This window comes from Pseudoalteromonas sp. L21 (assembly GCF_021728035.1).
Classification (GTDB): domain Bacteria; phylum Pseudomonadota; class Gammaproteobacteria; order Enterobacterales; family Alteromonadaceae; genus Pseudoalteromonas; species Pseudoalteromonas arabiensis.
Genome location: NZ_JAKKCV010000007.1, coordinates 76,635 through 90,151, shown reverse-complemented (window position 1 = coordinate 90,151; position 13,517 = coordinate 76,635). Strand labels below are relative to the sequence as shown.

Annotated in this window: 10 protein-coding genes; 7 read left to right on the top strand and 3 right to left on the bottom strand. The window is 41.1% G+C overall.

The genetic code is table 11. The features are described 5' to 3' along the window. Positions 1-178: 178 nt before the first annotated feature. Together L3V41_RS17835 and L3V41_RS17830 are read right to left on the bottom strand one after the other, a co-directional pair. Positions 179-1,504, bottom strand: coding sequence for a porin (locus L3V41_RS17835; RefSeq protein ID WP_062567480.1), 1,326 nt, complete (start codon positions 1,502-1,504; stop codon positions 179-181). A 106-nt stretch (positions 1,505-1,610) separates the two neighbouring features. After that, positions 1,611-2,096: a MarR family transcriptional regulator gene (locus tag L3V41_RS17830; protein WP_062567481.1), complete on the bottom strand. Its 486-nt coding sequence runs from the start codon at positions 2,094-2,096 to the stop codon at positions 1,611-1,613. A 330-nt stretch (positions 2,097-2,426) separates the two neighbouring features. On the opposite strand from L3V41_RS17830, the gene L3V41_RS17825 reads away from it, so the two are divergent. From L3V41_RS17825 to L3V41_RS17800, 6 genes are all read left to right on the top strand, one after another. After that, on the top strand, positions 2,427-3,278 hold the full coding sequence (locus L3V41_RS17825) for a D-hexose-6-phosphate mutarotase (RefSeq protein ID WP_237114608.1): 852 nt from the start codon (positions 2,427-2,429) through the stop codon (positions 3,276-3,278). A 54-nt stretch (positions 3,279-3,332) separates the two neighbouring features. After that, positions 3,333-3,866, top strand: a complete 534-nt coding sequence (locus tag L3V41_RS17820) for a PH domain-containing protein (RefSeq protein ID WP_193988013.1) — start codon at positions 3,333-3,335, stop codon at positions 3,864-3,866. Then, positions 3,859-5,391 (top strand): PH domain-containing protein, encoded by a 1,533-nt coding sequence (locus L3V41_RS17815; protein ID WP_157066157.1) that lies wholly within the window; start codon positions 3,859-3,861, stop codon positions 5,389-5,391. The genes L3V41_RS17820 and L3V41_RS17815 overlap by 8 nt, the downstream gene beginning before the upstream one ends. Before the next feature lie 78 nt (positions 5,392-5,469). Then, the gene (locus tag L3V41_RS17810; protein ID WP_062567485.1) at positions 5,470-5,712 is read left to right on the top strand and encodes a hypothetical protein; all 243 of its coding nucleotides are present in this window, start codon (positions 5,470-5,472) and stop codon (positions 5,710-5,712) included. A 77-nt stretch (positions 5,713-5,789) separates the two neighbouring features. Further along, the gene (locus L3V41_RS17805; RefSeq protein ID WP_237128213.1) at positions 5,790-8,612 is read left to right on the top strand and encodes a hypothetical protein; all 2,823 of its coding nucleotides are present in this window, start codon (positions 5,790-5,792) and stop codon (positions 8,610-8,612) included. 297 nt (positions 8,613-8,909) lie between these two features. After that, on the top strand, positions 8,910-9,524 hold the full coding sequence (locus L3V41_RS17800) for a hypothetical protein (protein WP_062567487.1): 615 nt from the start codon (positions 8,910-8,912) through the stop codon (positions 9,522-9,524). Positions 9,525-9,574: 50 nt separating this feature from the next. Here the strand turns inward: L3V41_RS17800 and L3V41_RS17795 are convergent, their stop codons facing one another. Next, positions 9,575-12,085: a zinc-dependent metalloprotease gene (locus L3V41_RS17795; RefSeq protein WP_237128212.1), complete on the bottom strand. Its 2,511-nt coding sequence runs from the start codon at positions 12,083-12,085 to the stop codon at positions 9,575-9,577. A gap of 254 nt (positions 12,086-12,339) precedes the next feature. Here L3V41_RS17795 and L3V41_RS17790 point away from each other — a divergent pair, with 254 nt between their 5' ends. After that, positions 12,340-13,515, top strand: coding sequence for an efflux RND transporter periplasmic adaptor subunit (locus L3V41_RS17790; RefSeq protein ID WP_062567489.1), 1,176 nt, complete (start codon positions 12,340-12,342; stop codon positions 13,513-13,515). Positions 13,516-13,517 lie beyond the last annotated feature (2 nt).

Below are 13,517 nucleotides of genomic sequence, written 5' to 3'. Positions count from 1 at the left end.
AGAGTTAAGCCAGAACAGTTCAAAAAAGCAAATGCTTGTTAATCACCTTTTTACCTTACTTTTTAACTTTAGCCTAGCTTAGATTTTTTAGCGAATTGAGTCTCTATCCAACAGGATACTTAGTAAAAAGCCCAGTTATTAAACTGGGCTCTAATATGTTATTTTACTCTAGAGGTTACTAGAAGTAATAACCGATGTTGATATTGAAGCGAGTTTCAGTCTCGTCGCTGTCACCAGCAACTGAGCCGCCTACAAATGGCTGATTTTTCGCTTGAACAAAATCAAAGTAGGTGAACAAGCCACCTGCTGCAACAGATACCCCAGTTACATTCATCCAAGTATCGGCGCTATTGTCTGACTTGTCATAAATAATGCCGTAGTCATTGTAAAACTGTAAGTCTGTAACAGGACCCCACTCGACAGGGAGGCTGTAGGCAATATTGGCATTAGTCATGGTTGCTTCAGCTGCGATACTATCGTAAAAAGCATAGGCTCCTACCGCCATACGATTTACATTATCAATATCGTAATTATATTCACCATGTTGCAGTTGGAAGTTCCACGGGCCGATAGTACTATTTAAATGCACTGCCCAAGCATAGTAGTCACCGGCACGGTCTTCACCATCGTGTAGGCCACCAGACAGGGCTGATATACCTAGCTCTGTTTTGCCACCCTCATGCTCAAAGTGATAGCCGTAACGACCAGAGAAAGTGTTGTATTCACCAATGGCATTGCCTGGCTCGGCATAAATACCTTCGTCTGCTGAACGGAAACCAACTACATCGTATGAGTAGCGATCGCTGCGGTCATCAACATAACCGTCGACACCACCTAGCTCATCATTTTTGAAAAAGCCAAGATCAATCTGCCAGTTATCGGCAATTTTTCGTTTGAATAGCACACCTAAATCGTGATCATCTTCCAGACCCACATAATAGGTTGTGCCAAAGAAGTAGTTGTGTGAATTATATGGCCAGTTACCAAAAGGAACTTTGGTAATACCTGCCTGCACTTGCCAGTCTTCGGCAAAGTCGTAGGCTGCATAGGCATATTTAACTGCTGTCATGTAGTCAAAGAAACGAATTTCAGCATTTAGTTGCACATCACCGACATCCCCTGAAAAATTCAGTCTGAAGATATCGAAGTCGAAGTCACCGCCACGGTTTTTGTTACCGTCATCATACGAGGTATAGCTGTAGTTTGTTCGCACAGCGCCACCAACATGAATACCAGATTCTTTTTTGTCTGATACGGTTTCAACAGCAGCAGTTTGCTCCTCAAGTTGCTTTTGTTGCCTTGCAACCTGTGCATCAATTTGTGCTTGTTTATCGGCTTGTTGCTGCGATTTTTCCTCGGCAGCATCCAGCTTGCTCTGTAGTTGCTGCATTTGCTCTTTAAGTAATTGCAGCTGTTTTTGAAGATCATCTATTTCAGATGCCTGACTAAGACTTGAAGTAGTGCCCAAGGCGATTGCGAGGGCTAACTTTGAAAGTTTAAGCATGATTTTCGCTAGTGTTGGAATGGGTACTATTAGCATAGTTGATATTCACACTTAACCCAAGGGGAGCCATAAAAAATTAATATTAATCAACCAGTTTTGCAGTTGATTATTGTGATTCGAGAGATTTTGTTATGGCGCCAACTTCTAATAGCGGTGAAGCATCAAGCTGATCAGCATCCATCATTGCTGCAATACGCTGCATTGATGAGAGCAATAAGCTTTGCTCCCACTCTTCAAGGGCTGAAAATTTTTCTATGAAATGCTCTTGTAATGGCTGAGGAGCCTGCTCTAAAAGTGCTTTGCCTTTTTCTGTTAAATACAAGCTGACGCGACGCTTATCCATTTGACTGCGCACACGGGTGATAAGCTCTCTATTTTCAATTCGATCAAGAATATTGGTCACAGTTGCTGGACTTAAGTTGACGTTTTGAGCAATACGACTTGCTGTGATGCCGTCTGTTTGTGCCACTTCGTTCATGATAAGTAATTGCGGGCCTGTTAACCCAGACGTTTTGTTGAGCTGCTTAGAGTGCAGATCGATTGCTCTGATTACTTTACGTAATGACACAAGTAGTTCGTCATACTTTTGCATGTTTTTGTCTCTTTAAAGGCGGCCTAGAACGACCGAAGCCGCGAAATATTACACATCAAATAAATTGAGTTCAAATAATTTGTGGCTATGTTTACTATAAATAACCTAATTTTCAGAGGAAATTTTTATTTGAGTAGTAATTAAATCTCGCTTGGTGTATCACATAATAATGTAGATGTTCTTTATAATTAAATAGCGCTTTTCGTCTGCACAAGCACAAAGTAGTAAACAATTTCATCAAATAACTAAATATTATTTACTAACTACTATGGCTTTGGGTATGGTGGGGTTATTTAACGATTTCTTTTCTTTCATTTAATGGGACGAATTATGAAGCTATCGCCATCAGTTACGATTGAGCAAAGTGAGACTGGCCTTGAGTTTATTAAAGTAGCCAGTGAGTTTTGTGATGCCACTATCTTTTTGCAAGGTGCGCAAATTACAGAGTTTACACCGACAGGTAAAAAGCCATTACTGTGGGTTTCTCAGCAGGAAGATTATCAAGAAGGTAAGGGCGTTCGTGGTGGTATTCCAATTTGTTGGCCGTGGTTTGGTGTGAGCCAACATGAAGGCTGGCCTGCTCATGGTGTTGCTCGTACGGGACTTTGGCGTGCTGAACAGGTGAAAGAAGAGGAAAACTCGATCTACATCAGCCTGTCATTGCCAATGAATCAAATTGATGAAAAGTATTGGCCACACAAAACTAAATTATTGGTGGAATTTATTTTATCAACGAGTTTAGAAGTGCGTTTAACAACAACTAACCTTGATAATGAAACACTTAATTTTACACAGGCATTACATACTTATTTCCCAACGCCTGCGATTGAAGAAACTAAAGTTGATGGTTTACAGGGCTCTAAATATATAGAATTCGGTGAAGGTCCATTTGAGCAACATGATTTGGTTTCATTTGCTCGTGAAACCGACATGGTTTATACCCAAGCACAAGATACACAACGTATCATTACGCCAGATGGGATCATTGAAGTAAGCCGAGAAAATTCGCGGTCATGTGTGTTATGGAACCCGTGGATTGATAAATCAAAAAGGCTATCTAATTTTGCCGATGATGAATATCACGTGATGTTGTGTTTAGAAGCCGCCAATGTACTTGAAGACAGCGTTGAGTTAGCGCCGGGTGACAAGCATACACTTGTCACTTCTCTTCGCTGGGTATAAAAAGTACCGAGTATGAGTAAGGCCAGTTAAGACTGGCCTGAACAAGGAACGATCGTGTTTAGTAATCAACAAATAGAAACCCTTCCACAGCATCAGCGCATACAATTTCAATCACTTGCAGATAATGCGATTTGGCATGTGCAAATTAATTGGTTAATTTTTTATCTTCCCTTGATGGCGGTGATTATCGCTGTTCGTTATTTTAATACGAATATTGCAAGTTCAATCGCACCGCATTGGCTCCTTGTTCTGCCCGTTATTGTATTGCTATCTTTGTTGTATAACGTGTATAGCGTTCGCGCTAAAGGCATTGCCGTTCGTGAACATGACATTGCTTTTAAGCGAGGGTTGATTTGGCAGCACGTTACCTTGCTACCCATTGCTCGGATACAGCACACAGAGATCCATCGCGGGCCGATAGAGCGTAAACTCGGGCTTGCAACGTTGCGGTTATACAGCGCTGGTGGCATGAGTGCCGATTTGCATATCAGTGGCCTCACAGATAAGTATTGCAATGATATCAGGCAATTCATTCAAAACTATGGCTGTGATGAGCGTGTAAAATCTGATGAGTCAATTGATGAATAACAACGAATGGCAAAGGGTGTCACGTTGGGCGCTCGTTTATTTTATTGTGCATTTTGCGATAAGGTTTTTTAAAGGTGGTTTGCTTAATCTACTCCCTGTTTTAGTTGTGTTTGTTACTCAGGTAGAGCAAAAGTGGTTTTGGGCTCAAATAGCAACAAGTGTTGCTGTCGTTGGCTTGTTTGTGTATGCCTTTGCATATTTTATAAATTTCAAATACCGCATAAGCAGTGAACAAGAAATATTACTTAATAAAGGGGTCTTTAAGAAAGAGCGTTTGACCTTAAAATTTGCCAGAGTGCAAAACGTTAATATCGCAGAGCCGTTTTATTTTCAGCCTTTAAATTTAGTTAACTGTATTTTTGATGCCGCAGGGAGTAATGCACAAGAAGTTGTTATTCCAGGTGTTAAACTCAACCATGCCGAACAAGTGCGTGAACAAGTTATGGCCTTTAAGGCACAGTTACAACAGGAAAGTTCAGACGAGCAGGTTATACCCGACGAGGCCGTTTCATCGTCGCAAACATTAAGTATTAGCAATGCTGAAATCGCTAAATTTGGCTTAATATCAAATATGGCGATTCTTGCCTTAGCGGCGCTTGCTCCGTTTATTAATGCTATTTTTGAGTTTCTCGAAACGGCTTTTATTGACCGCTTAGAAGCGGTCTTTAATGAGCAAGCAGTGTTCATTGGTAGTGCCGCGACGATGGCTATAATGGTCGCTGTTTTACTGATGATATTAGTTGCCGTGTTGTTATCAGTGGTGATGGCATTAGTTCGCTTTTTTAACTTTCAGTTATACCTTCAGGACGAAAAGTTTAAACGTATTGCAGGGTTATTCGAACGCCAGCAACTTTCGGTGAGCTTAGAGAAAATACAAAGTGTGCATATTAAGCAAAATGTTATTGCTCGTCTGCTAAAACGCTACACAGTTGTTTGCCCACAGGTGAGCAGTGGGGGGGCAGGCGTTGCTAGTGCTCACAAAAATAAGCAAACTTTGGTTATGCCTGTTCTTACTGCATCGCAGGTAAGGCAAGTGTGTAGTTGGTTGTTTCCTTGGTTTATTGATCTAAAAGAGCTCAACTTCATAAAGCCTGAGCGAGCATTACTTTACAAAAACACCGTTTTGTATGCGCTACTGCCCACCTGCGTGGCTGTTGTATTTCTTCATTCTATGTTTGATTTGCTCGTTGTTCTTTGGGGTCTATTGCTTTTACCAGCTTTAGTATCGATGGTGTATCTTAGCTATCAGAAAACAGGAATTGCCTTGTATCACCATGAAAATCGATATTTTGCTGTTTTCAAAACCGGCATGCTAGGTAGTCAATATCGTGTTTTTGAAGTATATAAAGCGCAAAGTGCTACCACTACGAGTACTTATTTAATGCGCAGATCCGAGCTTAAAAGCTTGTATATACAACTGGCTTCTGGTTCCGTCACAATGCCTTACCTTAAGTGTAATCAGGCTAATCAGTTTGTGGACTTTGTGTTACACGAAATAGAAGCAACACAACGCAGCTGGTTTTAAATGAAAATAATTCTCAATATCATTGACCTGTTTGTGTTTTTGAGTATACTTTCTCAAAGCTACAGAAGGAGGTACGCGATGATATATTTTCTGCCTATTTTAGCCATTACAGGTATTGTCGGCTTACTTTGCTATGCGCGTAATAAGAGGGAGTGTAAAGGTCTTTGCGTAAGCTGTGCAGTGACTTGTATTGCTTTGCTTGTAACAGGTGCAATGGCTCTCGCGGGTCTTGGTGCACTTAGAAGCAGTATTATGTTTGCAGCGACAATATTTATTGTTTACCAATTATTAGGCTTGGTTCGCCCGATTAAAATTGAATAGTTTTTTACATTTTTTAACTACCCACTTGCCAAAAAGCCACGCATACTAATCCTGAAATAACACAGTCAGGGATTAAGATGATAAAAGCATTGTTGATTGGTACTTTACTTGTTGCTGGGCAAGCGTTTAGTCAAGAAGTATGGCAAACAATTCATACTGAGCATTTCAATGTCCATTTTAGTACAGAAAATCAGCAATGGGCTCAATCAGCGGCAACCGAGCTGGAAATTGTTCGCAATAAGGTGTTAAAACAACAAAACCGCGCGTTGGATGAAGTGATTGATGTTGTTGTTTTTGATCCATTTAACGCATCTAATGGCTTTGCTTTACCGGTTACAATCAAGCCTTTAATGGCTTTATTTACGACACCTCCACAATCAGATTCGATGATTGCCAATACAGATAGCTGGCAGCAATTACTCATTTTGCATGAGTACATTCATTTGGTTCATTTGGCTCAGCCTACACGCAGCTTGCCTCGACAAGCAATTAGAAATATTTGGGATCTCTACGATTTATCACAAAGCGATATGCCCCGCTGGGTCGCAGAGGGTTATGCAACGCTATTAGAATCAAAAATGACGGGGCGTGGCCGTTTATACGATAATCTTTCCGAAGCCATACTGGTTGAATTTGCACAGCAAGGCGCACTGCCAAGCTATGGCCAATTAAATCGTACTGAAGACAGTTATATGGCCGGATCAATGGCGTATTTAATGGGCGCTCGTTTTCTCGCTTGGTTAGAAGATAACTATTCTCCAAAGACCCTTGATGCTGTGTGGACACGTATGCAAGCGGTTAAATCGCGCGATTTTAATGACGCTTTTAGCGGTGTATTTGGCGACTCACCTGAGCGGCTTTATCGTCGCTTTATTGCTGAATATACTTATAGAGCAATGGCTAAAGAGGTGAGTGAGCAAACACTTACAAGTGAGCTTTGGTTAGAGCTTGATTTATATGCATCAAACCCCGTTTTAAGTTTAGATAATAGTAAACTCGCTATTGTAGAGCGAAACAAAGATGATGAAACGCGGCTAGTTATTTATAGCACAGCCGATAATCAACAAGCAGCAGATGATTTTGCAAAGCAGCAACAACAGCTGCTTGATAACGATCCTGTTGATATTGCCGATAAAGCACCGAGTGTGTTTAAACGTAAACAAAAGCACGTGCTTCATCAAATCAATAAGCAGGGTATAAAAAATCCGCAGTGGCTAGACGAAAATACACTGTTTTTTAGCGCTACAACAACCGTTGGTAAAGGCTCAATTCAGGGTATCTCGGACTTATATCTCTATGATATTGAAACTGGTGAGATAAGTGCATTAACCCATCATGCGGGGCTGCGTCGCTTTACAATTAGCGATAACGGACAAACTGTTTACGCCGAGCAAACTAGGCATGGCTTCTCGGAGTTGGTGCATTTTGATCTCAATACGGGTGTCTCTACGCCTTTATTTGAGAAGAGCCTAGAAACGGTTTATGACTATCCATTACTAAGTCCTAATAAAACTAAGCTTGCATATTTAAAAGTGGCATTGAATGCAAATTGGCAGTTGTATATACAAGATCTAAACTCCCAGCAATCAATAGCTGTGCCTATGCCTGTGGGCTATCAGTATGTGTCACAACCTAATTGGCAAGCAGATGGCAAAGGGCTTTATTTTGTCGCTGGTAAGAATGCCGCTCTCGATTTGTATCATTTTGATCTTAATAGCAACTCACTACGTCAATTAACACAAGGGCAAGAAGCCGTCGCACACCCAATGGCAATGAATAACGGTGAACTTTTGTATTTATCGATCACTGCTGAGGGGCCGAATATCAAGCATTTTGCAGAGCAACCACAAGGATCAGAGGTTACTAAATTTGCTAAAAGCGCAGCGCCACCACGAGGGCAGTTAACGAGCGAAGTATTACCTGAGGCGAAGATTTACCAGCAAAGTCCAACCCAGCCAGCCAATTATGATATATGGCAACAAAAACCAACCTTTTCGTTAGCATCTCAATATTATTCGGCTTCATCTTCGCTTCTTACCCTTGGGGTAAAAAGTAGTGATTTCTTGAAGCAGCTCGATTTACAAGCAGGCTATAGTGTTGATTTACATGATAAAGCACTAGAGGGAGTGTTCGCGGCAGCTAAATACTCAGCGTTTGATTTAAAATTTAAAGCGCTGTTATTTGATTACGACCTTGAATCAGCAAAACAGTACCATTCACAAACGCCGCTAAATATTAGTAACACAGGTGCACATGTTGCCATGAGTTACCCTATGCAGTTTCAGCAGTTAAATATCACACCGACATTAAGTTACAACTACAGTAACCATCCCCAAGGTGACGATCAATGGCTAAAGCTAGGACTTAAGCAACAATGGCAACATGATAGACAGCGTTATGGTGTTAGTCAGTCCTTGAGAGCTGAATGGTTATCCGGTGATGCTGACTCAAATAATTGGCAGGGCTATAACTTTGCGACCGTACTAAGCGGTTATGCCTTTGATATTCCGGTTTATGTTAATTTTGCTCAGCAATATCGTGATGACAGTACCCTTGCGCTTGGCGGTTATGAGTCAAACCTAATTAATAAAGACACGCAAAGCGGTTTTGTTAGTGCACCTGAATTGCCACTTTTTAGCCAGCTTGGTAACCGTTATAAAGGTTATGGCGGGGGCATTAGTTACAAAGATTCATTACCTTGGCTTTACTACCAACAGCATCAAGTTGATAACCGAGTCTATGCGCAAAGCTACGGTCTCAAGTGGCGAGGAGACTTTAGCTTTGGTCTGGGACCTGCGGGTTTAAATGATGTAAATATTGACTTTGGCGTCGCCCGAGTAGAAAGCGACGACTTTGAAAATGATTTACGCGCTTGGCTAAGCTTTTACTACTCGTTGTAATACTAACAAGATGCGCAGTTAAATACTGCTTGTCCATACGCTAAATATCTCAAGTCTTATTTTATTCTAAATAGACTGTAAACGAAGGCGGCAGTATGCTGCTTTAACTTTACAGTCTGTATGTGTTTCTTGCCACTTACAGCTTGGCAGTTTTTTCTACCTCATTGCTTTCTCTGTGGGCCTCATTAAAATGCCGCGCTCTTTTAAATCACTTAAAAAACAGTTGTTTACATGTTTAGTGACGGTGATTGATAAATTGCTAACTTATTAACTAAATTGTAACGAGAGGGGGTTGTTTTGGCGCACTTTTTGCCGATTATTTCATGTTTTATTCTAGCGTTTAGCTTTTATCCGCTATTAAATAAGATTCGTAAAAATCGTAGTGTGTCGGGCGTATCACTGTTGATGATGAGTTTTGGTGTCGCACAGAGCATCTACTTCATTACTTACAATTTATATTTTCAACGTTTTTACATGGTACTGCCGTTTATTGTAACGGGCATGCTCAGCGGTTTAATTCTCTATTACTTTGTTCGATATAACGCAGCTCGCCAGCAGCGACTGCAGTTAGCAGGATTGTTGGTGCTATGTGTTGTACCGTTTACTTTGTTGCTCAGTCCGACGCTTGATATGGCCACTGTACTTAACTGGTTAACTTATGTTGGCTTGGTGATGAGTTCGATTCGTGTTATGCCGCAAACTTATAAAACCATTAAAAGTGGTGATATTAGTAATTTAAGTGCTCGTTATTTTAGTCTGCAATTTATTGCTGGTAGTTGTGGCCTTGGCGCTGAGCTGTCGATGGTGGCACCGAGTGTATCGCATATTTTAACGTTTGTGATGATCTTACTAACAAATGCGGCACAACTTGGCTGTATCCAATATTATAAATCACGCCCTGCAATGGCATAGGCGAAACAATGAGTAAAAAGGCTGCCAATTGGCAGCCTTTTTACTGTTGGTTAAGCGTCTAATGCTTTGCTAATTAAGCGATTAATATATTGTTTATGCGCTTTAGCAGCAGTATCTGCTCCCCAAGGAGTGCTGATATCAGCAATTTGGTTAAGTTGATAAAGAGCCGCAGCTTTAGCGAGATTATCGTGCTTACTGGCTTTAGTTAAACCGGCAATGGCAATCAGTTGATTCACATACTCAACTTGTAAGTTATGACTTAACGTATTTGCTTTTTTGCCGTCGACAAAAATGCTTGCTGTTAAGTCATTCATAAATTGGTTAAGTGAATACTCATTACCATATATAGCACTGTCTGAAATACGCAGCATCACAGCAGGGTGTAATAGCTGGGCAAGTACCAGCTTTTGCATGCCTAAAATCATACCATGTGGTTTAGGATCTTCATTTTTACCATAGTGATTAAAACCGCGGCGCTGTTGTAGCAGGTAGTTATAAAGTGGTTGCATGCTAGCAAGTACATGTGGAGAGAACACTTTGTCGGCTAAAATCTGCATTGCCTGTTGTTGGCGTTCAAGTGACACAGGAGTCAATGGCGCGCCATTTTTATCATCACCTACGACATTGCGTTCTACATAAACACCACCTATTTGACGCGACACCACGCCTGCTTGTGTTCTATAGCTAGCAAATAAAATATTAGCTGAGGTAACAAGCTGTTGGTATGACTCACCTTCAACGGTGGCTTTATCTTTCAATTCAGAAAACAGCGTATTGATAAGTGCCATGCGATCATCTGCATAAGCTGCAGGGTTAGATGACATATCGCCAATCATTACACGAGGGTCGATATGGCGACCCGGAGCACGCATGTCGTCAGCATCATTACCAAATGCGAGTGCATGCTCTGATGAGCGAGCAAGAATTTTTTCAAGACGCTGTTGCTCAGCATCTGCATCGGCTAGTGCTTGGCTGTAGCCATATTCAATCGCCCAATCATCATAAGGGCCTGGCTTAGTTTGGAATATATCGCCTTGTTGCATGCCAATAGGCGCAATGTTGGCTGGCGCATAATCCATCACCGAGCCTGTCACGATACCTTGCGTTTTACTCTTGTCGTGAACTTCTTTTTCATCCCATAAAATCGATGACTTCATGTTGTGGTTTAACCCCAGTGTGTGACCTACTTCATGGAGAATAAGCTGGGTTAAGCCTTGACGTAAAATTTCTTTATCTTCAATACTTGCTCTAGTCCCTAAGCCTTTTGCAAGTAGCATGTTTTCTTGAATAGTGTGACCTAATGAACAGTGTAAGTTAGGATTATTTTCGTCAGAGGTTAATGAGGCTGCGCCTTGCGTATATAAGGTCTCGTACATCCAGCGATTTTTCATAAAAACATACTCTAACATGATGTCAGAGCCTAAGATCTCGCCGGTTATTGGATTAGCAAGGGCAGGTCCATAACCACCAAAAGGTGGGCGTGGAGAGGCTGTCCAGCGTAATACGTTGTAGTTTATATCGCCAGCATCCCAATCTGCATCGTCAGGTTGAATTTTTACTTGAATAGCGTTTTTAATGCCTGCTTTTTCAAATGAGGGGTTCCATGCAAGCACGGCGTCGCGAATCGTGTCACGCCACTCAATAGGGGTGGTGTTTTCAATCCACCAAGTAATTGGTTTGACTGGCTCAGAAAGTGCAGCTGTAGGGTCTTTCTTTTGTAAATCCCAACGTTTGATAACGTCCTCGTAAGGTGCCCAGTCAGCAGAAGTCATATTATCAAATTGGTTTGTAAAGTAACCGATACGCGCATCATCATGGCGTGGCTGATAATTATTTTTTGGTAAAGCAACAAAGGAGTGTTGTACTTTAATCGATACATTACGAGGATCACTTATTGCTGTAGAGCCACGCACGCTTGGATTGGCATTGGTAAACACATAATCGACAGTGATATCTAAATTGTTGGGGTAAGGACGATGCTGAACAATGCGCGATTTTTTATCGTCTAATTTTCCTAATTTGAAACGCTTTTTAGCATTTTTATCGTCTGGATTTGGCCAAGGAGATACCTTATGTAGTGCTTCACTTATAAGCAGTTTATCAACATTAAATGCTATTTTATTGTCTTCTTCTTTCTCAATTTTGATGCTAGCGAGCACTGCTTCACTGATATTTGCATCAGCAGAGCGAGCAAGAGCAGAGTGTTGATCAAATTTATAACGAGGGGTTTTGCTTATAATATCAATACGGTCAAAATACTTTCTAAATTCAATGAGTTTTGTTTCACGGTACGCGCCTCTGAAGTGACCCGCATCGGTCACACCATCTACGGTATGTGCAAAATAGACAAAGGGTGTATCAAGTTGTGATTGGTCTATGACCATTAGGTTTTCACCTGTTTTTTCATCTTGATAAAGAGTAAAAATACCGGAGTATTCGGTTTTATCTTTAATCATCTCAGCCAGTGTTTCAGGCTTTTTGTCCCCTTTTTTGGCTGCAAGTGCATGGCCATTTATGGCAAAAGCAATGCTTAACGCCACAGCAATATTGGTTGTTTTCATTTTTAGTCGTTCCATTTGTTTTTTTCAGGCACGAGTTTAATGAAATTGCTAATTGATAGAAGTTTGTTTGTTAACAAGTGTAAAGCGCTCTCTCTAATATCATGAAAAGTTGAGAGTTTTATTTAGTAACAAATTATTTTTAGCTGTTGTAGGTGTATTAGGCTCTTTTTGTAACAGTTACTTACAAATGTCACATTAATGTTTCCGTCAGCTTTGGTATGATAGAGGCAGTAAAAATTTAAAAGGTGTAAGTTATGCGCACGAATGTATTGAAATGGATGTTACCATTTGCTGCTTTAGCCCTTGGTATTGCTGGTTTTGTAGGTATTAATGCTATTGCCCAAGAGCCACAAGATAAAGAGGTGGTTGACTCTAGACCCCTTGTTCGAGTGGAAGCTATCTCAAGTGATGACCATCAAGTTATTATTAACAGTTATGGTGAAGTTAGACCGCTTGAAAGTACTCTGCTTGCATCTCAAGTCGCAGGTGAAGTCACAAGCTGGCATCCAAACTTTGTTGCAGGTGGCATTGTTGCTCGTGGTGAAGTGTTATTCACGATTGAAAAAGACAATTACGAGGCCGCTGTATTACAAGCCGAAGCATCATTGGCGAGTGCTCAAGCTGCATTAATTGAAGAGCAAGCACAAGCAAAGGTCGCGCTCGATGAAGCTAAGCGTTATCCAGAACGTGAGCGTACGGACTTATTTTTACGTAAGCCACAAGTTCTAAGTGCGCAAGCTGCGGTTAAATCGGCTCAAGCTGCACTGAAACGTGCAGAGCGAGATTTAGCACGATGTGAAGTTAAAGCTCCTTATGATGCGTTGGTGATAAGTCGTGAAATTGGTGTGGGTCAATATATTAATGTAGGCAGTCAGGTTGCTGAGTTAAACAATATTGAAAGTGCTGAAATTATTGTCCCTATCGCAGGATTCGACAGCGTATTTTTACCTAAACGAATTAAAGGCATTAAGGCTACGATTATCAATAAAGGCCTAAATAGCTTTACCCGTGAAGCGGTGGTGGACCGTGACTTGGGTGTCGTTGATAACGCAACACGTATGAGCAACTTGGTCGTTCGTGTCGATGACCCATATGGGTTAAAGCATGATGTACAACCCATTAAATTTGGCGCTTATGTGCAAGTTAATTTTGCCGGTGCCACATTGCAAAATATCTATCGCTTACCGCAATCATTGGTTAATAATCAAACCGTTTGGGTGGTTAACGATGAGCAAAAACTAGAGCCACGTAAAGTGACTGTTGTTCGCGAAGAAGGTGAATATTTTTATATTAGCGATGGCTTAAATATTGATGATCAGCTTGTACTGACACTGCCTGAGTATCCGCAAGCGGGTATGGAAGTAAAAGTAGCCGGTATGCAAGAAATGACAAGCGATGCAGGTGAAACTGCTGCTGTCGAAAAGCTGTAAGG